This is a genomic window from Candidatus Lokiarchaeum ossiferum, assembly GCA_025839675.1.
GTDB classification, from domain to species: domain Archaea; phylum Asgardarchaeota; class Lokiarchaeia; order Sigyniarchaeales; family Promethearchaeaceae; genus Lokiarchaeum; species Lokiarchaeum ossiferum.
Genome location: CP104013.1, coordinates 2,790,995 through 2,814,499 on the forward strand (window position 1 = coordinate 2,790,995; position 23,505 = coordinate 2,814,499).

Consider the following 23,505-nt stretch of genomic DNA (forward strand, 5'->3'; position numbering starts at 1 on the left):
AAGATTGTATTTGCTTGGAAAAAATGTACTCAATCTGTGTTTTTAAATTTGGGAATAGAGATCTTCGAGCCAATATTCTGCGATGGTCGCTATCTTCTTCATTGTAACATTTTGATGGTTTGAATCTATCTTTTCTTCGAGAGATCTTTGCAAAGATGTAACCATTTTATGAATTTCATCATGCCGCGCCCGATCTTTAGCAAGGAATAATGTGGATAGTTTGCGATGATTTCGTTCTTCCCAATGATTTAATACACTTTCCCCTGATTGTCGAATAAATTTGAGATCAATTCCCGTGATCTCACCAATACGTTCCACCATTTGATTGAACTTCTCATGGCGATTTTCAGATCCAATAAATTGATTTTTAGTAACCATTGTGTCACACTTCCAATATTATTGATTTTATGCGAGCAGAAGGCAAAAAAGGTATGCAATAATGTAGGGAAAAAGAAATCATAAAAATCGATATAAATCATTAAAGTTTTCAAGGAAAATGAATAGAATTATAGATGAAAAAATAGAATTATTCAGTTTCTGAAACCAAACTGACTTCACAAGAGTTCAAATCAATAAGAACTCCTTCTAGTTTTCCTTCTTGACATGTTCCACTGTTGGTATAGATTTTGGATCCGAATTCTTCTTTTGTAAGGTAATGGCTATGAGCACAAACTACAATGTCATATCCTTTATCCAACAGATTTTTTCCATAATCCATCACCTTTTGTCGAGTTCCCTTGTTTAAATAATACTTGTGAGCGAAAAAATTGTCAATATTCGGAAAAATGAGTTCAATTTTTCCTATAATCCAACAAAAAAATCGTCCAATTTTATTTTTGAGATGTTTTTCATTTTTAAATCCATGAGTGATGCAAATTTTCTTCCCATTATTAGTAGTGAGAGAAACTTTAAAGGCACCACCTAATGTATAGTCATGATTTCCACAGATTTTTATGACTCTCGAGTCATAATCCATAAATTTTATGATTGTTGGATGAGCATTGATGATTTCAGCCATTTTTACTTGCCATAATTCATAAATATCTCCATTAATGTAGATATTTTGAGGGGAATATTTTTCCATAAAAGCAATTAGGCGATTTTCTCTTTCTAGACTGTTCGATTTAAGACTAAAATCATCTAATTTTGATCCATCAGCTAAATGGAAGTCAGAAACAATCAAGATTTGATCAGAATTGGACATACATAGATGTTCGTTTTTTAACTTAAATGTATTGGGAAACCAAAAATCTATCAAAAAATGAAATATGAAAAAAACTATTTCTCTTTAACAAGAAATCCTCGTAATATTTCAATTAATCCAATATTCAATGAAACTTGTCCAATGATTTCGAGGATAATACCAATATCACCAGCAACATTTCCAAATAGGAAGAGTAAAATACCAACAATAATAAATATCATACCGATTGAGAAAAGTCGTAATTGTTTTCTAACGCGAGTATCACCCGCTTTTTTGACTAATAGTATGAATTTAATTAAAACATAAAACGCAATAGCTAAGCGGTATATTGAAATGTAAATTAAAAGACCGGGCTCAGTATGAGTATTTACTTCCCCAAGAGCATAATTTTCAGAATCAACAGTTGGTGTCCAAATAAAATATCCAAAAATTGATGAGAGAAATAGACTAAAAGTAATAAAAAGGAATTTCGGAGACATGGCTTTCTTTTCTGAAAATTCAAGTATAAATTCAGTCATTAACAAGCAAGCCAGACATAAATTGAGCAAAATATTTGTTGTAACCATGATATAAATGACCCAATCTGAGCTATTCAAAATTAAATGATAGAGAACATACCCAAAGAAGCCTAAAGATGCAAAAGTAAAGAATAATGCAAAGAACCTATTTAACCAATAGTCCGGATTTTTTTTAATTTCAAGATATGCACTAATAACACCAACAAACACCAAGATAACAGCGAGTACGATTTTGGTTACAGTGAGGGGCTCCATGGTTGTCTTATGAGCGAAGAACCTAAAAATATTGTGCGAAGAAATCTTTGTGATCAGAAAAATTTCGGGAGTGCAAAAAATATTTCAAAAGATTACAGGATAAAAATCATTTTTCCAGTAAAAGAAGACAATTATATTTGCAGATAGAGAAAAAAATAGTAAAAATTTGTTTGAATGAAGATTAAATCTTTTTAATTTCCTCAAACAAACGATTTGAAGCAGCACTTAATTCTTCGGCGGCAGCAGTCATTTCTTCCAAAGTAGAAGCCATTTCTTCGGTTGAGGAGGAAAGTTCTTCAGCCGTACTTGAGCTTTCTTCAATCACACCATTAATATTTTCCACATTAGTTACAATTTGGGTGATTTGATTGTCTTGGGTATTAACATTAACGATTGTATCCCGAATACCAACATCAGTTTCATTGATCACCGTAAATAGAGCATCCAACTGCAATTTTGTTTGGTCAATTGCAGTGAATCCTTGTTTAGCAGAATCAACCGTTAAATCCGTGGCACTCACTGCATCTTGTACTTCTTTTTGGATCATATTTATTAATTCATTGATTTGATCTGCAGCTTGTTTGGAATCTTCGGCAAGTTTTCGCACTTGTTCAGCCACAACAGCAAAACCTTTACCCGCATCTCCAGCACGAGCTGCCTCAATTGCAGCATTCAAAGCAAGTAAGTTTGTTTCTGTAGCAATCCCAGAGATCACATCTACAATTTTATTGATTTCTTTACTTTTTTGAGATAAGGATCCCATCGTTTTAGAAACTCGTTCGGCACCGTCGTTAATCTCTTGAATCCGGAGTAGTAAATCATCAGTTAAAGCTTTTCCCTTTTTAGCCATACTTTGGCCTTCTTTGGATTTCATCGCAATATCTTCGGTACGAATAACGATTTTATCACTCAAGCCTTTTATTTGAGTTACAGCATCAGATATCTGCATGACTTGTTGGGATTGACTTTGAGCACCTCGAGCAACTTCTTGGGATCCCCCAGTTACTTCTTGAACCGAAATATTAATTTGATTCGAAGATTCAGAGATCTGTTCTGCCATGGAATTAACTTCACTAGCGATTGTTTCAACATTTTCAATTAGGCCTCGAATGGTAGTCATATCAACAAATGTGGTGAGATTTCCAAGGGGAGTACCGTTTGACGAATAGAGAGATTTAACAAAATTACTCACAATGATTTTTTTATTTTTAGCATTAGCAAGTTCATATTCAAAATCAGAAAAGCCTCCATCTCGCTTAAATAATTGAACTGCTTCATCACATCGTTTTGAATCCACAAAAAATACATCAGGATTACGACCTAAAACATCTTTTTCTTCGAATCCGGTCAATTCAAGGAAGGATTTTCCTACCATAGTTATCGCCAAGTTCTCATCCATCACCACCAAGGGAGATGAAGAAGAATCGACTATGCTTTTATTCATATCGATAAGAATTTTGGTTTTACTAACCATTTCTTGTATATTTTGAGTAAGACCAACTATTTCGGTATCATTTGATTTGCTATAGATTTCTGTGTCATAACTGCCCTTGGCAACTTCTTTTGCTTGAGATTGCAATTGTTCAATTGGGTTACTAATTGTTTTTGAGATGAAGAAGATTAGAAGACCTAAAGCAACAACTCCAACAAACATTATAATTAAAGTGATGATTAGAAGGGAAGAAACAGCACCCAAGATTTGACTTCGAGGAAGGACGAAAGCAATGGATCCATCAATTAAAGATATTGGCTTATACACTACAATAAAGCTGCCATAATCCAATGAACCAGATTTAGCACCCTTCATTTCAGTTAAAATTGTTGTTAAAGCCGCTTTATCGGTAGTATCTTGATCAATTAAATTATCTGTATTAAAGTATTCCCCTTCATCATAAGTCGCTGCAAAGGTGACTTCAACATTATCATGGGCTAAAATCGCACCCATTTTATTATCCAAGAGAAAAGCATAACCTCCATCCATCGTCCCACTAAGAGCTTTTATCTCAGTTTGTAAATATCCAATATCAACATCCAAACCTGCGACACCAATAATTGTATCCCCATCATATATCGGAATTGTGGCGGACATATATAAGAAATCGAGCACAGGATCGTAGTCCGGTTGTGTCCAAGTGAAATTTTGAGCGGTGATTGCTGTCTCATAGTACAGAGACCCATCATAATCGGCATATGAATAATATTCCAACACAACTGCCCCATCTCCATCAAGATATGCCAACGGCATATATTCAGAAGTAGTTGCCCCCGCTGTTTCATTCCAAGCCATATTCGGTTCAAAAGCCACCCATGCATCATAAAGCCAAATATTTGCAAGCACTAATTCGCCTAAATAAGCTTGGGTACTTTCCATAAAAGTAGCTTTATTGATTTCCAAATCTTTTTCAACTTGTTTCCCAAGTGATCGAACGATATGTTCATATCTCTCAAATTGTTGATTAAATCCTGAAACATATTCACCAACTTGCATTTCAGCGACTTCCACAACTTTGGTTTTATATTTCGGTTGGATGTAGAGGTATGAGATCAACCCACTTGCCACTAACGCTATCAATGCAGGAACAAGAATAAATAACAACATACGTTTCTGTAAATTCATCTTTAGTAGATTCTGATTTTTTACCAATTTTTTCACCTAAAATATCTCCAAGCAAAATTCACCCTTTTCACTAAATATATTGTTGCATTGATAACAATTCTTAGAAAAAATATGAAATCTGTAAATAAAATTACGAATAAGTAAATTCAAATCTAATTTAACATTCTTTAAATCGTATTCAATCGATATGATGTGATATTAGCAACAACAAAACAAGATCAAAAAGTCTTGATTATTTACGTATCTTATAAATAGAATCTTTTATGGATCCCCTTTTTTTTATCAAGATACTATTTCTGGGAAATAAATCTAAACCATAGCTTTTTGGACAAGCATGAATTGTATCATAAGTAGGAGTTGCTCATAAAACTTGATTAACTATTTCTTGCTGGGTATAACAATTGGTCTCTTCATTATCATCTTAATTGTTTTTAGCCGTGAGAAGATGGATTATGTGGGATATTCGCTAATTTGTGCCTTAATTGCTTGTATATTGACGGCCTTCATGATTCCTATAGAACAAGTCGCGGATACACTAGATTGGATAGATCCAACCAAAACATCTAGTCTCACATGGATTCAAGTATTTGTGAACATGATAGAATTCAAACCTCTTATGTTCATTATGGGCATGCAAATGATAGTTACCATTTCAGAACGTTATAAAATATTTCAATGGGTGGCGGTGAAGACCCTTCATATCACTAAAGGAAATTACCGACTTTTTTTTTATACCATTTGTACCATCGCGACTATTGTCGCTGCAGTAATAGCCGATGTCACAGTCGCCGTGATATTTGTCCCCTTGGTGATTCGAGCATGCCGGATATTAAAAATCAATCCAGTTCCCTTTCTCTATGGTATCAGCATCACAATTAATATTGGTTCCGTCCTGACCCCCTTTTCTTCCTCGAAAAACATTCTCATTTCATCTGAATTTGGATTAAGTTTCGGGTGGTTTTTAGGAAATATGGGCCTATTTATAATTTTTAGCCTTATATCCACACTAATATTGCTTGATCTATTAGTACTCCGAAAATATGATGCACCTACAGAGCGAAACCGGACAGTGTTTTTGGAAATCATGAATCCCAGCTTAGTTATTGCAGATCGCAAACGTTTTATCTTCAATGGAATTTATTTTTGTATCATTATTTTAGGCTTCATGCTATTTTCAGATTACTCATCAATAATTGCCTTTTTTGGAGCTATTTTAATGGGGATTTTAAATGGAGAACCTTTTATTCAAGTTATCAAGGAAATTGATTTGAAGGTTATATTCTTTTTCATTGCACTATTTCTTTTGATAGGGGCCATGGAAATAAATAATGCATTCAGCTTAATCTCCACAGGACTCTCTGTCTTTGATTTAAATAATACTTATGTGGTAGCCTTAGGAGTTCTTTTAATTTCGAGTTTCTTCTCAGGCTTTTTAGCCAGTAATCCAACAGCAGTCTTTTTAATCATCGTGTTACGGAGTGTGTTTCCAGGTGAAGTTCCAAGTGTCATTTTGATAGCCTTCTTATTTGGAATCAATTTGGGAGGTAATTTACTACCTCAAGGAGCAACGTGTGATTTGATGACACTTAATTTAGCAAAAAAAAATAACGTCGAGGGATTCACATACAATTCTCTTTTGAAAACGGGAGGATTATTCGCCATGTTGCATATTATTATGTGTATAATTTACCTAACACTATATTTTCTCATTATTGGATAAAAAATCGAGAAATCAATAAGAGTTGTTTTCTGAGAGTTTTTGTCTGATGTGGTTTTGAGGTACATATGATTCGACCCATGGAAATTTCCGATCTTCCAACAATAACCCATATTTTCAAACAGGCCAATCCGAAAACAACTGCGGAAGCTATTCACAAATATACTCTCCCGGTTCTCCAAGAATTTCCTCAATTTTGCTGGATAGTTGTTCATTCTGAAGGAACAAAAATTGTGGGTGGAATCACCGGAATTATCCAAAAGGATCGATCTGCAGGTTATATCATGGATATTGCGGTGGAATCTTCATATCATCATCAAAATTTTGGGCATTTATTGATGGCGAGAGAATTGAAGGCTTTTGATGAAGCGAATGTATCTTCAGTGGAATTGGAAATCCACTATCTCAATGCCAAAGTCATTCCCTTCTATTATCGATATGGATTTCGACTCCAAAAAATCAAGAAAGATGAATATGGATCCGGTCAAGATGCAATTGAAATGAATAAAACTTTCAAAGTTAATTAGATTTTTTTGAATTTTTTTTAACTAGATTTAAGCGGGATTTCTTTAATATGGCACAGAGCAAGTGCAATTTAATAAGGCGGAATTTTTTATAACCGTGTTTTCACTTTGTATATGGAGAACTTGAAATGGAAAATATTCAACTTTTAGCAAATAAAGAAGATCAAATCAGTCGATTGATCAAATCCATTTCAAATTTTAATGATAGTTTAGAAGAAGTAGAGATAATTGAACTTTCATCTTTAGTGGCAAGTTATTCTAAACAACTTAATCGATCTTTAAAGGATTATGCAATAATTAGTTATCAAAACGAACCACGACGAAAAATTGCCACGAAAGCGAAAATTAACTTTGCATATCACATTCTCTCATTACTCACCAAAATCATTCGCCTCTTTGAACAGACACAAGCAATATCGGGTGAAATCGAAATTAATTTTCAAACTTTGATTGAGATCATTGATCAAAAAGAAGCACTTCTTATCAGTTCTTATGAAGAAGCTGCTTTAAAGGAGCTAGAATCGTTTTATAACCCCGAAATTCGAGATAAATTGCAGAGTGAACTTGAAAAACGCATTTCCAAGAAATACCCCTCTTCTTGATATAATAATAGAAATAAAAAATTTAGGGAATATTTTGCCAAAAAAAGGGTTTTTGAGCCAATCAAGAAAGCCTAATTTAGCGAATTTAAACCAATATTAAATGCATGAGTAATAGTACGCTCATCTCCATGAAATCTATCTAAATTCCGTTCACTTTCTTGAGGGACATCAGGATGGTGAGTTTGGATATGTGTATTTTTTGATCTTTTGTCCAATATCCATGAAATTAAAAGACTCAATGAAAAAACTGTAACAACGACAATCATACCTATTGAAAATCCGTTTAAATCTTCCATCATTATAATAGATTATAGAAATCTTAATGCAATAGAAAATGACCTATTGATACATTTGGATACATTTGGTTTTCTATTTCTAATTAAAGAATAATTTTTTGCACTAGTTTTGATAAATAATTGATGGATGCTGGAAAATCACACATCTATAAAATAATTATTGCTAAATTGAAAAAGGAGGTAAAATCATCCTTGTGCTCCATAGGATGATCTACCAAGGGATTTTTGTTGTCAGACAAAAATTGGTATTTTTGGATGGTGATAGATGCACAAAATGCACCCATTCCTAAAGATCTAGAGTAAATTCAACTATTTAAGTGATTCGTAAAGTTTCGTGTGTCTCGTTTGAGACATAAAAAAAAAACCCCCCCCTTCATTTTTGAACGTTATGTTTCGATCGGAACATGTGAGTTCATCAAATCCCAGCCCTTCAATCTAAAAGAAATCGAGTAACTTAAACAAAATTTAAAAGTTGTTTTTTGATATACTTTACTGTGAGCAACATATTAGAAAATGGTTCAATGATCAAGATTTTAAAAGGGCTTAATGATATTCAGGGACCCTTTCAACGGGTTATTTATAGGAAATCCTTCAATGTTAGCTCAAAACCGGCTATGCGAGACCATGATCTTCTATATAAACATAAACTCATTCGTTCTGTTCCAGATCCTTCTCGACTTTTATTTGAAGTTACTGAAAAGGGAAAAATAGTTGCGCAACTGGTGAATTGTGTGGATTACATTATACATAGTCCATATAAAAATTCCGATTTTTCCCTTCCTTCACTCAAGAAACGTAAGAAAAAAAAAAAAAAACCAACAGACTTCATAGAACTAATTCCTAAACTAAGTACCCAACTTGAGGCGGTACTACGAGTTTTAGATAATACCGTTTTAGATGAAACGTATCATCATGCATCGAAGAATTTAATGGATGATGTTATAGATTTTATCGAATTATTTTCTCCACAGAAAAAAACACAAATTAAAAAACCCGCTTACAACAAATTTCCAAATTTTGAAGATTATCCTGTAAAATCGGTTGGAAATGCTTTTAATAAGTAAAGAAAAACTTCGACGAGATTAGGAGAAACGCTTCTCCATTAGATTTTCATCTATATATGTAAACTTTTTCTACAAAACTCATTTGCTAATGATATTTACACTGATTTTTCGGGTTTCGGTAGAAATACTTCAATTTTCAATAATAAAAAAGTATATTTTAATCATTTGTCTTATTTGAATTGAGAAGGGGCGAATTCATGGAAGTCAATCGCAAAATTATTTAATTATGGCATATTTTTTACCTCAATTAACCTATTAAAAAAGGTCTAGAATTATGTCTTATAAACAAGAGGAATGTACTGCTTGTGGTAATTTAGTTGCTCCAGGCGAGAATGCCGTTCATTTTCCATGCCCTAAATGTGGAGATGTATTATTATGGCGCTGTGAAAGATGCCGTCGATTTGCAAGATCTTATACTTGTCCAAAATGTGGATTTGAAGGTCCATAATCTCAAAAATAAATTAAGTGAATAACATGGCAGAAAAAAAAGTTAAACCCCCAAAAAATCTATTAGGTGTCTTTGAAATCATTCCAGAAGATATGGATAATCTCGATGACTTAATGAATAACGTTGTGAAACCTGCAGTCGATAAAATGGGTGCAGCAGTCGAAACCTATCGGATCGAGCCAATCGCCTTTGGTGCAAAGAAGATTATTGCACGATTAATCTTCAAAGAAGCAGAAGGCGGAACCCAACCATTAGAAGATGCAATCACAGACTTAGAAGAAATCCAACGAGCCGAATGCTCAATGGTAACCATTATCTCATAAGATTATCTACATTCATCTTTTTTCTCTTTCCTTCTTAAATTTTTATTATATTATTTCTTTTAAGGGTGTTAACAGTATTTTAAAGGTGATTAGAGAGAATTTCATGCTTTATTTCCAATAGGAACTTCAGATGTTTTAGATTTCTCGGGATGGATTTGACATTTCCACATCTTTTTTTTCAAGTTGCTCAAGCTTGATTTTATAAATATACCATATAATTCCAAATAGTAGCAAAAGAATCGAAATAACAACAATTTGATTAAGTACGGGGTTAATTAAAGTAAATCCAATGTTCCAGATAATATGTACCCCCATCGAGATAAACAAATTATTCGAAACAATGTAGACAATGCAAAATAGAAGACCTATAAGGATCAAGAAAGGAATATTGATAATGATATCTATGAAAGAGAACCCTTGTATAATTCTATTTGGGATATGGATTAGCGCAAAGATTATACTAGTGGATAATGCACCTAACACTAAAGATTTAATTGGTTTTTTATCATTTTTGGATGAAATTTTTTTTGTTAATTGAGATAAGATGTATCCTCTAAAGAAAATCTCTTCAAAAAATACATTCCCAAAAATCTGGGCTATCAATAATCCAAAAGCGGAAAGAATCGTTTGTCCATCATATAACCACATTGGGTACCAAATTGGTTGAACATTAAAAATTAGACAGGCAATTAAAAAAATAAGATTTAAACCACACCAAAATAGGAAATAAAAAAGAAATCCTTTCAATAATTTACCCTTCTGTATTCCAATACTTTTCCACGAATTTCTAGCAACTATTACTACGAATATAACAAGTATAATTAAGATCAAAACTAAGTATACAATAAAAGTTTGATTAATCAGGCCATCTGTGTTATTATCCACAAAGTTTAGCCATCCTTTTTCATAAACCACAAAAATTATGAAAAATATCAGACCAACATAAAAAAGCAAAATGCTAAGTACGGTTTTCCAGGAGTTTTGTTTAGTGTTACTGCACAAATCCTCAGAAAAATTGCGTAGATGATTTTTAATCATGATGTAATTTCTTTTTTGGTTATAATAAACATTAATAATTTACTCAACGAATTTCATATTGAGAGAATCCTTCATTAGAAGTTATATGTAAGAAAAAAAATGTTCTGTAACTTGAAAATAAAATCAATAGGCGTATGGAACCCCTATTAAAGTTGGTAGATGATATCGGTCTTTACAAATCTTTGCAATTTTTTGCATTGCTTCAGCTAATTCTTCGCAATAGGGATGTAAAATTTCAGATAGATTAACATTAAAAATACTTTTCTTTGTCTCGAAGATGGAGATAACTAAAGAAAATTCGGATTTTTCATCCTCGGGATAATTTTTCTTTAACTCAATCTTTATTTTTTCGATTAAATCAGTCTCAAATGAATGTGATATTATTTCAGTTTGAGAGTCGAAGAAATTGATACGTTTTTCACAGAACTGAATGGAATCAAATTTTTTGCAATATTTTTGAAATGAAAATTTCTGAACATTTGGCCTAATAATCAACAATTCTTTCTCATGATTCAATTGTGGAATAGCTAACGATTTAAAATGGTAGTTATATCTGCTTTCACCTTGAATGGGCACACCACTCAAAGCTTGTGTTTTAGTAACTAGTTTCAACATAATTTTTGCTTCCTTATACGTCAAAGATAAATAGGTGAAAAAGGTAATATTTTTGTTCCGTATTATTCATATGGCACCAAATAGATGAAAATCAAAGCCTATGAATAAACTAGAAAGAGAATTGAATTTGAAAAGAGAAATATTTTGCAAAGAGAGAGATTAAATGGATATTTTTTTTCTAAATTTCTCAAGGGCAGGATTTTTTTCTTTCATCAATTGGACAAGATATGATTTGTTTAAAAGATCAGGTTCTTCTCCATTAAACTCATTTATTTTCCCATCTTTGTGATCTGGACAACATAACTGAAGAATTTCTGAAGGACGCCTTATACTTCCATTAAAAACCAACTTAGATTCTTTTGCTAAATCAGACTTGAGATCTTCCGAGGGAGCAAAATCAATTGGATCGATTTCCAAAGGTTGAATTTTTGGTGGAGGAACCGGAGTGCCCGATGGAGGGCGAGGAGGAGGAGGAGGAGGTGTTGGATAAGCAGGAGCACTAGGAACAAATTGATTAGAAGTTAGATGCATCCCACCTCTGTAGATGGATTGCTTCAATAAATCTTGGACGTACATTTGCATTGTATCGAGTTCCTTTTGCAATTTTTCATTCTCGATCTTCATATCTTCGTACTTTTGAGAATGATCCCGCCAATGTTGTACGACAAGATTTGCAGTTCCCTTGATACCAAGACTTTGTCCAATTTCCAGTTTCAAATTTGAAATTCTCTCGAACATTTCACCATCGACGTAGATAGGTTTAGTTTTTCTAACTGAATTTGATTTTGGACTACATTCTTCCATATGGGGAGTGCTCCTTTTTTGTGATTCCCTAGTACGTTACACTATATATGTTACATAAGTATATAATCTAATAAAATTTTGTATTAAAAGATTGGTGTCAGAAGTACAGCAGAAAGGTATAATAATTCATCAAGAATTGTAAAGCTGATATATGATCTTTGTGAAAAATTATCATCCTCAATTAAGATCATATTGATTTTCGCTTTAAGAACAATGATTGAAAAGAAATTATCAATGGTTCATTAAGAAAAGTCGTTTTTCCTTTTATAAATAAATTCCTTAAGTAAATTCAGTATGCGATAAATTGCTCAGGGAACAAATGAAAAATAATCTTCTACATAATCTTTTATGAAGAAATAATCATTCAAAACCGTCGAATAAACATAATTTCCCGTAATCCTGTGATCTGAAAATAATTTCTTTGTAAAGGCATCTAAAGATTTAATTAAAGATGGACTTGCTTTATCTGTTATGATGACTGCAAATAAAGGAGTTGTTGAAGAAGATTTAACTAATAAGGTTGCATTTTCTAAAATTATTTGTCTTACCTTCCCACGATTCAGCGTATAGTCAAATAAGTTTCCTGTAGCTTTCATAAATCCAGAAAAAATAGCTTCTGGAAACTCTTTACCCTTGTCGTTAAACTCATGGGTAAAAATGGACATTCCATTGTGAGAATCAATTATTAATAATCGTTCTAAAGTAAAGGGAAGAATAAAAGCTAATTGGGGCGTATTTATCAATGTGTAGGTTGCGATAATCACTCCGATAGCAATAGCACTATTTGCAATTCCAGGAACTATTTTCTCGAGTTTTGTGTATTGAATTATATAGGGCAGTATACCGTACATAATAAAACCAAAGAGATTATTACGAGAATGATGAAGCAAATGCTTGGGACTCCGTCGTAATAAATTAACATTTGAGAAGAGCAATAATGAAATAATGAATGCCATCAACATCAGATTTGCAACTCTGAAACGACCATGCATGGTTGGGTAAGGTTGAATTCCATCATAATCAATAATAACGGCATTTTCATCAAATGAAAAGACAATAACTAACATAACAATGGCAGTTAACACAACAAACTTTCGAATATCATGTGTTTCAAGGGTTATAACATCAACATAAAGAATTGTGAAATAACCAACTCCAATTAAGGCATAAAAACAGATCAAATGTAATTTTACGGAGAGAAATAGGTCAGATATGGCTTGAAATACTTCCCAAATAAACCAAAAAACCCACATAATCGCATAATAAAGAAGATGTTTATAATGAGTTTTTCTATAGTGGTTTAAGGTAAATAAAACACACAACAATATAAATAATGCTGCGGAAAATGAAATAATTACACCAAGTGTCCAAAATATTTGTGCCATATTTTCTCATTGAAGATTTTATCTACTAATAAACCAAAAAACCTTAAATAATTTTGCTTGAAGAGATATGGAGAAATCGATTCTTTCTCTTGAAATCAAGCAATTTGGAGACCTTCTGTCTAAAGCAAAAAAACCTTCTGATTACAATTTAAGTAATTCGATGAAACCATTTATCTAAATCTTGGTAAGATATTTTGATATAAGTGGGTCGCCCATGCGCGCAATGATGGGGATTTTCTGTTTCATCCAATTTTTTGATTAATCGACGAATTCGTTCTTCACTCCAGATTTCATCCCCAGCGGTAATACTCATGTGGCAAGCCATGTACTGCATCATCTCACGTTTAATAATGGAAAAAGAACTTTCTTTGCCTTTATGAATGATTTCTAAACACATGTCAGTAATCAATGATTCTGACCGCTTCTCTTGTTTGAGAAGTGCGGGAATAGTGCGAATGATAAAAGAAGTTCCCCCAAAAAACTCCAATTCAAAACCAAATTTCTTAATATCCGGAATTGCATCTTTCACAAAATCAACTTCATTTGGGGCCACTTCTATTTTCATCGGAGTAAGTAACGTTTGAACCGTGATTTTTTCTTGTTCAAACATCTGTTGGACTTTTTCATAGTTTATGCGTTCATGAGCAGCATGCTGATCAATAATAATAAGTTCCTCTTCATTTTGAAATACCAAGTAATTTTTTCCCCCCTGAATACCGCTATTGAGTAAGGATAATGGAGGAAGTTGTTGGACAGAAATTGTGGGAGAACGAAGAGTGGAAGATTTTTTTTCAACAGAAGAAGCAAATGGATGAGAAGAAATGTCAGATTTCTTTTTTGGAGTTTTAAAATGGGTTTGAATCGCCTTAATCGAGGATTTCCGAGGGGAGAGGGTTTGTTGAGGATCCTTAGGGATTTTTAAAACAGGGGAACTTTTTTTCTGGGAAACTGCGGATTTCTCTGAAATTGATGGAGAAGAAGAGGTCCCAGATCGACTCGGTTTGGATGTTTGTGGGGTATTAGGTGAAACTTTTTTCATGGTTTTTCGAGAAGAAGGAGCAGAAGGGGTCCAATAATCCATGGAAGAATCCATCCCTCTTCGAGATTTTGCGGATTTTTCTTGATTGGAAGAAATTAAATCGGCTTTCACATGTTCTTTAACGAGTTGAACGACAATCATTTCCAGATTGGCAAAAAATTCCCGTTCATTAAGAAAATGGACCACTTTTTTTGAAGGATGGACATTAAAATCCACTTGGTCGGGTGCCAGATGAAGAAAAAGCACATAAAAGGGATATTTTTGGCGCATTAAATAATCTTTAAAAGCCGTTTCCATAATAGATGCGATGGAATTATTAGTAACTAAGCGATCATTGACAAACAATGAAGCCGCGGTTCGATCAGAGCGAGCAATTCCAGGTTTCCCAATAAACCCATAAACGCGTACCATATTATCCTGAAAATCTATAGGAATCATTTGATCGAGAACTTTTTTTCCATATATGGACTGAATCGCATGTCCAAAAGCTTCAAGAGGGAGGAGGGAAGGAATAATTGACTGGTTTTGTGAAGCCACCCAAGCAGGAGAGTTGGTTAAAGACAAGCCATTATGGAGCAGCTTGAAATGGACTAAAGGATACGCCAAGGCATATCGACAAACGACATCAGATATATGTCCCATTTCGATGCGATCGCTACGCATAAATTTCTGGCGGACAGGAAGATTAAAGAATAAATTTTTAACTTTCAAGGTAGTCCCCACCGGACCTCCACACACACCCTTCCTTACATCAGCACTTCCTTCCATGCATAATTCCACCGCATATTCTTGATTCAAAGGTCGACTTATAATTTCAATTTGGGATACTGCAGCAATACTAGCTAAAGCTTCCCCACGAAATCCTAAAGTAGTCAATTGGTCCAGATCATCAGCAGATTCAATTTTTGAGGAAGTATGGCTTAAAAAAGCCACATCAAGATCTTCTTCAGGGATCCCGCATCCATTATCTTCAATTTGGATCAATTGTTTCCCAGCTTTCTCAATGGTAATGAAAATTTGTGTAGCATGGGCATCCAAAGAATTTTCGATTAATTCCTTGACAACGGAAGCGGGGCGTTCAATCACTTCCCCCGCTGCGATTTTTTCATAACCAGAAATAAGCTTTATTTTGGGCATTGATCTTAGCTTTATTCTTCCATCCTTTTTAATCAATTTACTAAGGGGTAATTAGAAGGAGAACAAACCAATTTTTTTTTCTTTCCATTTTTGAGAAATGATGTATGATTTTCAGATCAATTATGTATAAATATTCACACATTGTGACTAAGAATAATGGAAGCTTTTTATCAATAAAGGTCAAACCAAAGCATTATGAAGAATAAAAGTCTCTTAAATGGGACTTGGAACCTAATTGTCGATCCCCAAAAAAAAGGAGAGAAAGAATCTTGGTTTTCCCCTACTTTTCTAAATAATCAAAAATATTCTGTAGAAAAAATTGCAGTTCCTTCTAATTATAATACAATTCCAAAGTTATTTGAATATACTGGGGTTGTTTGGTATATCCTCGAACTATCGGAATTCCCAGCAATTTCATCCAAAGAGGATTTATTCCTATGTTTTGATGGGGCAAATTACATTGCAAAAATTTGGATAAATGGCCAGTTTATCGGCGAGCACGAAGGAGGTTTTCTTCCCTTTAAATTTAGATTGCCTAATCCCTTGAAATTAAAACAACCTAATGGAGATAAAAATTGGTTAGTGGTGAAAATTGATACCTCAATTGTAAAAGATGGAATTCCAGGGGAGAGTACAGACTGGTTTAATTGGGGAGGACTACACCGAGATGTGTATTGGGAAATTAAGAATAAAATTCGGATTGATCATGTGAAGATCAAGTCATCTTTTAATTCTCCGTGGCCACATTCGGCACAAATCTCCATTTCTATTAAAAAAAATAACTTTTCAAAAAACCTATTAGATGAACATGTATTGACATGTAGAATTTATGAGCTAAGAAAAGATAACCTAACTCAAATTAAACGTGCATCCCAGATTTATATTCAACAAGAATTTTCTCTTGATACGAGATCAATTCAGCAGTTCAACATGGATATACTTAATCCAAAACTTTGGTCCCCTACCGAACCCAATCTTTACGAAATAGAATTGCAAATTAAAAACTTAACTTCACCAGTTATAGAACGCTTTGGAATTCGTATGATTGAAACCCAAGAACATTTACTTCTACTTAATAAACGCCCGATCAAAATGAAAGGAGCTTCACTTCATGAAGAACTAGAACCTTATGGACGGCACTATAGTACCCAGCTTCGGCGATCTGAACTCCAAGCAATGAAAGCTTTAGGATTTAATGCCCTTCGCTCTGCCCACTATTCGCATGATGAACGACTTTGTCAATTGTGTGATGAAGAAGGATTACTACTTCTAGAAGAAATACCTCTATATTGGAATATTGAATACACAAATCGCAAAATTATCAAATTAGCAGCTCAAATGATTCGCGATTTGATATCTCGCGATTTTAATCACCCATCAGTTATTGTTTGGTCTGTGGGGAATGAAGTACCGGTTGAAGATTTGGGGTGTCGCCAAACAATCAAATTATTGCTGCAATATGCCCGAAAATTGGATCCGTCTAGACTTGTAACTTATGCAAGCTGTCGAATGGTTTCTGATGTAACTCGAAAATATAGCAGTATCAATGCAATTAATTTTTACTTCGGTTGGTATTACATGACCCCCTATAATCTCAATTTCTTTTTAGATGCCATGTACTATGGAACACACCCAAAAACACCATGGATAATGACAGAATTTGGAGCAGGGGCAAAATATGGAGAACATAACCTTAAAGAACAATTTTCCGAAGAAAATCAAGCCCGAACAATCGCCCATCAGATTCAAGTGATGAATTCTAAACCCTATATGGCTGGATGGTTCATTTGGATCTATCGAGATTTCCGGTCTTCACAACGTTTAAATCGATTTCAACAAGGATTCAATCGGAAAGGTATCGTCAGTGAGAAGAATGAAAAAAAACTGATTGCTCGAATAATGCCTCAGTTGATCAATAAAAAAATAGAGAGAATTCGCCATTATCGAGGGTTGGCTCAATTTTACGCATATATCATGCGTTGGGTTGAAAGAGTAGCGGTTAAAATAATATTTTTCTTAGAATTTCGCAAAGAAAGAAAAATGGTTAAATCATATTACCATACCGAGTTAGATTAAAAGGGTAGGGAATTATTATAGCTAAGTGCAAAAGTTCAATATCTGAATCAAATTATAACTTGTTTCTCCAAGAAATAACATTGAATTTAATATATAAGTAAAATTAAGTTCAAATTAATGAGCTTGGAAATTGTTCTTTTCTATTTCTCTGGTACAGGTAATACAAAATTAATCGCAACTCAGTTAAAGCAACAATTGGAACGAGCATCCCATCAGGTTACTTTAATTTCAATTGAAAATCTGCAGGAATTAGATGATATACGCAAGTGGTTCAAGCCAGGAATACTATTAGGCTTTGGGTTTCCTGTTTATAAATTCACTTACCCCGCGATTTTTGACGATTTCATTAGTAAAATTGAAGTTGTGAAAAGAAAAGAGATGAATGAAAATACAATGCGATACTTCTCTTTTTGCACTTATTGTCGATTTCCCGCAAATTCCCTATATCAATTTGCACGAAGAATGAAAAAAATCAATCTTTTCCCCATCGCAACAGAAGAGTTCAAATGCCCTTCCAATGGAATTGCAGCAATGAAATCCTCAGATGATTATGAATACAACACCGTGATGTACTTTGAAATAGGTATAACGGCAAAAATAAAGCAATTTGCTCGCAATATCGAAAAAAGTTTCCTTTATATAAAAAGAGCAAGAGTACCAATCCATCCGATTCGAAATTTATTTGACTCGATTCAGCTGAAAATAGTGGAAAAAATCGAAGCGGTAAAATATCCCAAATTAACTATAGATAAAGAATCCTGCATTCTCTGTGGATTGTGCAGTAAGCAATGCCCTCAACAAAATTTAATCCAAAAAAGCACCCAAGTTCAGATCGAAGATCCATATTCCTGTCTTCATTGTCTTCGTTGTATGCATTATTGTCCTTCTAAATCGATCAGTTTCGGGGAATTAACTTTTGGTCCTCAACAATATTCTTCCAAAATTCGCCAAAATCTTTTTTTAGCAGCGGATCAACCAATTCCAACAGAAAAAATGTGGATTCATAAAAATGCATCAAAAATTCTTCGAAGATGGAAAATGAAAGCGATTTTATATTGGATTACCCAAGGACACCGAATCTTGCGAGAGCGAAAGAATGAATAGTTATAAGAAAGTTATCACCAATAGTAACGTATGAACTTTCTAACTTTCAAAATCATTATTGGAGACGATCCAGGGGCAAAAACCTTTAAAAAACTAGCTCGTTGGTGGAATTCCATTCGTCAGTTGGATGAGAACGATCCGAGTCCAGAGCATTTCTGGATGTTTTACCAACTGGGAGATTTTGATCAACAAACTCATATCATCAAATGGGAGATTTGGTCTACGTGGCGTCTCAAGCAAAATTTTGATGATTTTAACAAGGGGATTTATATTGGAGCGACATGTGGCTTATTTTTCTATTATCCTGATATTCCAGCGTCCTATGCACAGCTAAAGAAGACTATGAACGTGTTTTTTGAGAAACGGAAAACCAAAATTGCACCCTTTTTCATCGTGGCTTTAAGCGATCTCGGACATAATGACATTCCCACAGAACAGCAATTATTTATTGAGAGTAATGGGGGAAAAATTCTCCCGTTAGCAACTGAAGTACTTGATAAGGACATGCGCCCCTTGCTCAATAAATTATTTAAAATCTTTCTGCAAGAGTTAGATCCAGAACGCTGCCGCCAAATAGACATTCAAAAGAATTATTGGGCACTTTCCCTTGAAGAATTGCAAAAAATTTTGTATGAAGATAAAAATGGGATCAAAATTCGACCCCGTCATACCCCTCCACTTGCATCACCCATTGCATCCTATCCTAAAACGGAAGAGCAATCTATTGAGGTTCCGCGAGCAAAACCAGGATTTGAAGCACGCAAATTGACCGAAGCAGATCTTACGGAGGAAGAACGCAAACACATTGCCATTAGTCCCGATGGAGATATTGTACTCTTAGAAAAAGATATTTCTCAAGATAAAATTGTGGAGATGGTGAGTAAAGGATATCAATTACCAGCATGGATTGTGGTCCCCCGCCACTGTCCCAAGTGCTTGAATCAAAATCAAGCCATGATTCGTGAAGTCATAGATAGAGACAATGTTCTCATGCAATATCCCACAATTTATGGAAAGAAGTATATATGTGGAAATTGTGGGAATGATTGGCATTAGCGCAATAAGAAATTGAAAAAAGTTTTTTTCGACAATTCTAATTTAGATCGAAATAGGTTTTCCAGTAAAGGGGTTGAATAATGCAGTAACATTCATTCCAAAAAGGTCTCTCATTCTAATCCGGAAGAGATAAGCGACAATGTTTTGCAGAATAATGAGCAACAATAGTATACAGTTTAAACCTCCAATGACGGCAATCCAAATCAAATCAGCCCGCCCTATTACCATCAATGTTATACACAAAGTTTTAAGCACAGCACCTCCCACCAAGGACCATAGTTTATGCATTAACGAAAATGCTTCTTTATAGATCTTCTCATACTCGTTTCGAATTTTTATTTTATCTTCCGTTGGAATCTGAGGTGGAATGCTTAATTTCGGAATTGGAGCGATGGCTGTGTAAAATTTTTCAACTAGATCACCAAGATATTCGAAAAAGTTTAGTTTTTTCTTCTCTAGCGCAGAATTTTCATCTTCTTCAGGAAAACAAAATATTTCATATGTCTTTCTATTGGTGGTTTGCAATCCTTTGACATATCTTGCACGGAAGTGATCATAAGCCAAGACTTGGAGACCCAATGATAAACCAATCACAATCCCATAGAGTAAAACCATCCATCCGCTTTCAGCAGATTCAAAAATCATTAAACCAACTACAACAAACACAAATCCTAAGGTATCACAAGCAGCATCAAAAATTGCACCAAATTTGGTGTATTTTTTTAAATTCCGAGCGAGAGATCCATCGGTGCAATCTAAAACATGACCAGCAAAGAGCATTATTGCAGCCGAAAGAAAATTACCTGTAGCAATTAAAATACCTGAGATAATAGTAGTAATGAATCCAATTACCGAAATGGCATTAGGAGTCAATTTTAATTTCTTTGCAATCATAACAAAGGGAAAAGCGAGGGGTCGATAAAAATACTCATTTAATACTTCCCCGTTTTGCTTAGAACCTTTTTTATATTCTATATTAATTGTTTCAATAATCGAATTCATATAACAACAATAATGTATTGGTCTGAAATAAAATAAAGTTACCACTTCCCCAATGAAACTGAATTTAGTCCAACATAGAAGTGTCTTGAAATCAGAAATTGAATAACTAAAGAAAGATATAAAAAAAAAGTTGAGAATTTTGGAATTTTACTAGAAATTATCGCATTAGAAATCGAAAATAATGTGAAGATTCACAGCTTTTCTGGCGTTGAAGTTGGTGAAATTCAGTAAATTGAATTTTGGAAATCAAATCAGGATTCATGGTCGGTTTTTTCATTAGGGTTCACAAATTGTTTTTGTTAATTAATATATGTATGGCACCTCATTTGATTAATATCCAAATAGTCCGCTAGATACCATATGGAATTATTTTTTCAATAAGGTTCTTAAACTCCACTTTTTTTTACTCAAAAATTACTTTGGGGGGATTTATCCCTATTAAACTTATTGAATCTCTCACCTCATTAATAGGAAAATTTGGCATTTCAATTGTTTACATTCATATTATTTAGAACTTCTTGATGAAAATTGCGCTATATTCTTAAAAATCATTTTAGTCTAACATCATTTCAAAGAATTATCATTCTAAAAGTGATTATGTATGAAAAAAATTAAAATTATTATCGGATTCTCACTTCTAATCTCCGTTTGCACTTTTTCGTTTGTGTTTGCATTTAATCAAAAAAAATTTCCCGGATATACCGTAGGTTATCGAATATATGCGGATGACGAGTACGCTTATGTTTCCCATAATGACGGAGTAGAAATAATTGACATTGAGAATAAAAGACATCCCAAAATTCTCGAAAATATAGAATTTGGAGATGGCGCTTTTGGAATTGAAAAACAAGGGGATCTTCTTTATATCGCTGGATGGTCTGAAGGCTTAATCATTGCAAATGTGAGTAATCCGAAACAACCTTCTATTTGTAGCAAAACACCGTTTGAGGGAGCTGCAAATATGCTAACTTACCATAACGATTTAGTGTATATATTACTTAGCTCCAACGTGGTGAAAATAATGAATGTTTCAAATCCTTATTCTCCAGTTCTTCTCCCGACTTTCACAACTTCCCAAGCGAGAGATTATCGAGATATTAAAGTTGCAGAAGATGTCATCTTTATTGCAGATGTTCAGCGAGGTATCGATATAATTAATGCAAGCAATCCATCATCCCCCGTTCTACTTAACACAATCAAAACTTCGGCTCCAATTGCTCTTCATATATATGAGACAAACCTATTTCTAGGTTGTCATGGGGTTGGAGTAAAATGGTATGATATTTCTAATTTGACTTCTCCAATTCTTAAGGGAACTTATCAGGAACCAGGAGGTGAAGTCTACGGAGTTTGGGGGAATGTAACTCATTTATATGTAGCAGATTTGCAAAGAGGAACCTATTGCTTAGTGACTTTGGGAGGACGATTATCAAAAATCAATCATTATGAGGGTGCAGCCCCCCATGACATTTCAGGTTCGGGAGAAACGATTTATTTGGCAGATCAAGATCTTCGGTTAATGATTTTTGATGCTAATCTTAATTGTTTGTATGACGGACACAAGAAGAGTTATTGGTTCCCAATTGGGTTGACTATAATACCCGTAAGTTTGATTGTATGGATGAGAGGAAAAGTAAAGAAAAACTCGCCAATCTAAGAGTTCGTAATTTAAATTAATTGATTCCTACACCCAAATTTAAAAAGAAGAATTTCTATTTTAAAAACAGAAATGACCTTACATGACAAAAAAAAAATGGAAGAGAGCCTACAACCTTTTCTGGAACAATCTCTGAATTTACCCGAGAACATTCTAAAAATCATAGATTTCTTCTTTGAAACAATGCAAGCTATATTTCATAAAGCCAGTCAACTTTATCCGATGTTAGAGGAATCAGCCTTTGATTTGCCAACATTTAATACAATACTAGAAAATGTCAATGATCTTGAAATCCACTTCAAGAAATTACATCATTTGGATAAAGATCATGTAAGCTTTTTCCAAACTTTGAACCAACTTCTTGAAGATCCCACGAACAAAATGGAAAAAATTCGGTATTTATCCAAGTTAGGCTCGGGTTTTTCCTTGACGGGTAGCCATGATCATGTTAGTGACAGTGATTTTGAAGTAGGATATTTCTACAAGCTCTCCTATAATACTCTGAGCAAGCCAATTACTGATTTAGAATCGTTAAAACCGTTCATGCAAACTCCAAAAAGTTCAGAGCAACATCATCCCTGTACGACTTGGATTCACAAGTTCATTCAAGACTTAGCCCAAATAATGCTAAATGGTCTTGGAGAAATAATACCGGGAGTAGTCTACTATGAATTCCCCCCCTCAATTATGCATTATCATCAAAGATCCCAAGAGATTGCTCAAATCTTTGATCTTCCATTATTTATCAACCCAGAGAATAAAGTTTCCAAATATCTTCAATTAGTAATTCGAGAATTCAATAAAATATTGGATGAGAATCGTTATCGTGAAAAGAAAATCAAAATGAATGGAATATTGAGTGATAAACCAGGATTATATGAATTTCGAAGAGTTATCAAGTCCATTAAAAAATTCCAGACCAAATTTGAGAAATTAGGATTTTTAAACTAGAAACACTAATTCAAAATTCTCACTCTTTTCTTCTTTGAAGTCAATTTTATAAGATTAAAAAGAGATTGAATCA

Annotated in this window: 22 protein-coding genes; 11 read left to right on the forward strand and 11 right to left on the reverse strand. The window is 33.8% G+C overall.

The annotated features are described in order from the left end of the window. Nucleotides 1–42: 42 nt before the first annotated feature. The 4 genes from NEF87_RS11720 to NEF87_RS11735 form a co-directional block, all read right to left on the reverse strand. Nucleotides 43–378 carry a hypothetical protein gene (locus NEF87_RS11720; RefSeq protein ID WP_457919961.1) on the reverse strand — a complete coding sequence of 112 codons (336 nt, stop codon included), beginning with the start codon at nucleotides 376–378 and terminating at the stop codon, nucleotides 43–45. 148 nt (nucleotides 379–526) lie between these two features. After that, entirely contained in the window at nucleotides 527–1,204 is a 678-nt protein-coding gene (locus NEF87_RS11725) for a metallophosphoesterase family protein (protein ID WP_457919962.1), read from the reverse strand. A 74-nt stretch (nucleotides 1,205–1,278) separates the two neighbouring features. Beyond that, nucleotides 1,279–1,977 (reverse strand): hypothetical protein, encoded by a 699-nt coding sequence (locus NEF87_RS11730; protein WP_457919963.1) that lies wholly within the window; start codon nucleotides 1,975–1,977, stop codon nucleotides 1,279–1,281. 181 nt (nucleotides 1,978–2,158) lie between these two features. Continuing rightward, entirely contained in the window at nucleotides 2,159–4,621 is a 2,463-nt protein-coding gene (locus NEF87_RS11735) for a methyl-accepting chemotaxis protein (RefSeq protein WP_457919964.1), read from the reverse strand. 343 nt (nucleotides 4,622–4,964) lie between these two features. Between NEF87_RS11735 and NEF87_RS11740 the strand changes: the two genes are divergently transcribed. From NEF87_RS11740 to NEF87_RS11750, 3 genes are all read left to right on the forward strand, one after another. Further along, nucleotides 4,965–6,314 carry an SLC13 family permease gene (locus tag NEF87_RS11740; RefSeq protein WP_457919965.1) on the forward strand — a complete coding sequence of 450 codons (1,350 nt, stop codon included), beginning with the start codon at nucleotides 4,965–4,967 and terminating at the stop codon, nucleotides 6,312–6,314. Nucleotides 6,315–6,379: 65 nt separating this feature from the next. Continuing rightward, the gene (locus NEF87_RS11745) at nucleotides 6,380–6,838 is read left to right on the forward strand and encodes a GNAT family N-acetyltransferase (protein WP_457919966.1); all 459 of its coding nucleotides are present in this window, start codon (nucleotides 6,380–6,382) and stop codon (nucleotides 6,836–6,838) included. A gap of 125 nt (nucleotides 6,839–6,963) precedes the next feature. Continuing rightward, a complete protein-coding gene (locus NEF87_RS11750; RefSeq protein ID WP_371806759.1) occupies nucleotides 6,964–7,437 on the forward strand; it encodes a hypothetical protein in 474 nt (157 codons plus the stop codon). Nucleotides 7,438–7,508: 71 nt separating this feature from the next. On the opposite strand, the gene NEF87_RS11755 is transcribed toward NEF87_RS11750, so the two are convergent. Then, on the reverse strand, nucleotides 7,509–7,733 hold the full coding sequence (locus tag NEF87_RS11755; protein ID WP_457919967.1) for a hypothetical protein: 225 nt from the start codon (nucleotides 7,731–7,733) through the stop codon (nucleotides 7,509–7,511). 494 nt (nucleotides 7,734–8,227) lie between these two features. Here NEF87_RS11755 and NEF87_RS11760 point away from each other — a divergent pair, with 494 nt between their 5' ends. The 3 genes from NEF87_RS11760 to NEF87_RS11770 all read left to right on the forward strand — a co-directional run bounded on the left by NEF87_RS11760 (nucleotide 8,228) and on the right by NEF87_RS11770 (nucleotide 9,568). Continuing rightward, nucleotides 8,228–8,797 carry a hypothetical protein gene (locus tag NEF87_RS11760; RefSeq protein WP_371806761.1) on the forward strand — a complete coding sequence of 190 codons (570 nt, stop codon included), beginning with the start codon at nucleotides 8,228–8,230 and terminating at the stop codon, nucleotides 8,795–8,797. A gap of 274 nt (nucleotides 8,798–9,071) precedes the next feature. Next, a complete protein-coding gene (locus tag NEF87_RS11765) occupies nucleotides 9,072–9,245 on the forward strand; it encodes a zinc finger domain-containing protein (RefSeq protein ID WP_371806762.1) in 174 nt (57 codons plus the stop codon). A 26-nt stretch (nucleotides 9,246–9,271) separates the two neighbouring features. Continuing rightward, complete coding sequence (locus NEF87_RS11770) at nucleotides 9,272–9,568, forward strand: elongation factor 1-beta family protein (protein ID WP_371806763.1); 297 nt, start codon at nucleotides 9,272–9,274, stop codon at nucleotides 9,566–9,568. 135 nt (nucleotides 9,569–9,703) lie between these two features. On the opposite strand, the gene NEF87_RS11775 is transcribed toward NEF87_RS11770, so the two are convergent. The 5 genes from NEF87_RS11775 to mutL all read right to left on the reverse strand — a co-directional run bounded on the left by NEF87_RS11775 (nucleotide 9,704) and on the right by mutL (nucleotide 15,586). Next, nucleotides 9,704–10,606 carry a CPBP family intramembrane glutamic endopeptidase gene (locus NEF87_RS11775; RefSeq protein WP_457919968.1) on the reverse strand — a complete coding sequence of 301 codons (903 nt, stop codon included), beginning with the start codon at nucleotides 10,604–10,606 and terminating at the stop codon, nucleotides 9,704–9,706. 123 nt (nucleotides 10,607–10,729) lie between these two features. Continuing rightward, a complete protein-coding gene (locus NEF87_RS11780; RefSeq protein ID WP_457919969.1) occupies nucleotides 10,730–11,221 on the reverse strand; it encodes a hypothetical protein in 492 nt (163 codons plus the stop codon). Between the two features lie 159 nt (nucleotides 11,222–11,380). Continuing rightward, nucleotides 11,381–12,025: a hypothetical protein gene (locus NEF87_RS11785; protein WP_457919970.1), complete on the reverse strand. Its 645-nt coding sequence runs from the start codon at nucleotides 12,023–12,025 to the stop codon at nucleotides 11,381–11,383. A 308-nt stretch (nucleotides 12,026–12,333) separates the two neighbouring features. Continuing rightward, nucleotides 12,334–13,410, reverse strand: coding sequence for a hypothetical protein (locus tag NEF87_RS11790; protein ID WP_457919971.1), 1,077 nt, complete (start codon nucleotides 13,408–13,410; stop codon nucleotides 12,334–12,336). 148 nt (nucleotides 13,411–13,558) lie between these two features. Continuing rightward, nucleotides 13,559–15,586 (reverse strand): DNA mismatch repair endonuclease MutL, encoded by a 2,028-nt coding sequence (gene mutL / locus NEF87_RS11795; protein WP_371806768.1) that lies wholly within the window; start codon nucleotides 15,584–15,586, stop codon nucleotides 13,559–13,561. Nucleotides 15,587–15,781: 195 nt separating this feature from the next. On the opposite strand from mutL, the gene NEF87_RS11800 reads away from it, so the two are divergent. From NEF87_RS11800 to NEF87_RS11810, 3 genes are all read left to right on the forward strand, one after another. Then, the gene (locus tag NEF87_RS11800; protein WP_457919972.1) at nucleotides 15,782–17,662 is read left to right on the forward strand and encodes a glycoside hydrolase family 2 protein; all 1,881 of its coding nucleotides are present in this window, start codon (nucleotides 15,782–15,784) and stop codon (nucleotides 17,660–17,662) included. A gap of 117 nt (nucleotides 17,663–17,779) precedes the next feature. After that, the gene (locus NEF87_RS11805) at nucleotides 17,780–18,766 is read left to right on the forward strand and encodes an EFR1 family ferrodoxin (protein ID WP_371806770.1); all 987 of its coding nucleotides are present in this window, start codon (nucleotides 17,780–17,782) and stop codon (nucleotides 18,764–18,766) included. A 30-nt stretch (nucleotides 18,767–18,796) separates the two neighbouring features. Further along, a complete protein-coding gene (locus NEF87_RS11810; protein ID WP_371806771.1) occupies nucleotides 18,797–19,822 on the forward strand; it encodes a hypothetical protein in 1,026 nt (341 codons plus the stop codon). A gap of 42 nt (nucleotides 19,823–19,864) precedes the next feature. Here the strand turns inward: NEF87_RS11810 and NEF87_RS11815 are convergent, their stop codons facing one another. Next, a complete protein-coding gene (locus NEF87_RS11815; RefSeq protein ID WP_371806772.1) occupies nucleotides 19,865–20,824 on the reverse strand; it encodes a CDP-alcohol phosphatidyltransferase family protein in 960 nt (319 codons plus the stop codon). A 601-nt stretch (nucleotides 20,825–21,425) separates the two neighbouring features. On the opposite strand from NEF87_RS11815, the gene NEF87_RS11820 reads away from it, so the two are divergent. Together NEF87_RS11820 and NEF87_RS11825 are read left to right on the forward strand one after the other, a co-directional pair. Beyond that, the gene (locus NEF87_RS11820; RefSeq protein WP_371806773.1) at nucleotides 21,426–22,481 is read left to right on the forward strand and encodes an LVIVD repeat-containing protein; all 1,056 of its coding nucleotides are present in this window, start codon (nucleotides 21,426–21,428) and stop codon (nucleotides 22,479–22,481) included. Between the two features lie 72 nt (nucleotides 22,482–22,553). After that, nucleotides 22,554–23,432, forward strand: coding sequence for a hypothetical protein (locus tag NEF87_RS11825; RefSeq protein WP_457919973.1), 879 nt, complete (start codon nucleotides 22,554–22,556; stop codon nucleotides 23,430–23,432). The last annotated feature ends 73 nt before the right edge of the window (nucleotides 23,433–23,505 follow it).

What these genes read in the sequence shown, in the direction of transcription:
- NEF87_RS11720 (WP_457919961.1), bottom strand. Translation starts at nt 378, where the DNA reads ATGGTTACTAAAAATCAATTTATTGGATCTGAAAATCGCCATGAGAAG.
- NEF87_RS11725 (WP_457919962.1), bottom strand. Translation starts at nt 1,204, where the DNA reads ATGTCCAATTCTGATCAAATCTTGATTGTTTCTGACTTCCATTTAGCT.
- NEF87_RS11730 (WP_457919963.1), bottom strand. Translation starts at nt 1,977, where the DNA reads ATGGAGCCCCTCACTGTAACCAAAATCGTACTCGCTGTTATCTTGGTG.
- NEF87_RS11745 (WP_457919966.1), top strand. Translation starts at nt 6,380, where the DNA reads ATGATTCGACCCATGGAAATTTCCGATCTTCCAACAATAACCCATATT.
- NEF87_RS11750 (WP_371806759.1), top strand. Translation starts at nt 6,964, where the DNA reads ATGGAAAATATTCAACTTTTAGCAAATAAAGAAGATCAAATCAGTCGA.
- NEF87_RS11755 (WP_457919967.1), bottom strand. Translation starts at nt 7,733, where the DNA reads ATGGAAGATTTAAACGGATTTTCAATAGGTATGATTGTCGTTGTTACA.
- NEF87_RS11765 (WP_371806762.1), top strand. Translation starts at nt 9,072, where the DNA reads ATGTCTTATAAACAAGAGGAATGTACTGCTTGTGGTAATTTAGTTGCT.
- NEF87_RS11770 (WP_371806763.1), top strand. Translation starts at nt 9,272, where the DNA reads ATGGCAGAAAAAAAAGTTAAACCCCCAAAAAATCTATTAGGTGTCTTT.
- NEF87_RS11775 (WP_457919968.1), bottom strand. Translation starts at nt 10,606, where the DNA reads ATGATTAAAAATCATCTACGCAATTTTTCTGAGGATTTGTGCAGTAAC.
- NEF87_RS11780 (WP_457919969.1), bottom strand. Translation starts at nt 11,221, where the DNA reads ATGTTGAAACTAGTTACTAAAACACAAGCTTTGAGTGGTGTGCCCATT.
- NEF87_RS11785 (WP_457919970.1), bottom strand. Translation starts at nt 12,025, where the DNA reads ATGGAAGAATGTAGTCCAAAATCAAATTCAGTTAGAAAAACTAAACCT.
- NEF87_RS11790 (WP_457919971.1), bottom strand. Translation starts at nt 13,410, where the DNA reads ATGGCACAAATATTTTGGACACTTGGTGTAATTATTTCATTTTCCGCA.
- mutL (WP_371806768.1), bottom strand. Translation starts at nt 15,586, where the DNA reads ATGCCCAAAATAAAGCTTATTTCTGGTTATGAAAAAATCGCAGCGGGG.
- NEF87_RS11800 (WP_457919972.1), top strand. Translation starts at nt 15,782, where the DNA reads ATGAAGAATAAAAGTCTCTTAAATGGGACTTGGAACCTAATTGTCGAT.
- NEF87_RS11805 (WP_371806770.1), top strand. Translation starts at nt 17,780, where the DNA reads ATGAGCTTGGAAATTGTTCTTTTCTATTTCTCTGGTACAGGTAATACA.
- NEF87_RS11810 (WP_371806771.1), top strand. Translation starts at nt 18,797, where the DNA reads ATGAACTTTCTAACTTTCAAAATCATTATTGGAGACGATCCAGGGGCA.
- NEF87_RS11815 (WP_371806772.1), bottom strand. Translation starts at nt 20,824, where the DNA reads ATGAATTCGATTATTGAAACAATTAATATAGAATATAAAAAAGGTTCT.
- NEF87_RS11820 (WP_371806773.1), top strand. Translation starts at nt 21,426, where the DNA reads ATGAAAAAAATTAAAATTATTATCGGATTCTCACTTCTAATCTCCGTT.
- NEF87_RS11825 (WP_457919973.1), top strand. Translation starts at nt 22,554, where the DNA reads ATGACCTTACATGACAAAAAAAAAATGGAAGAGAGCCTACAACCTTTT.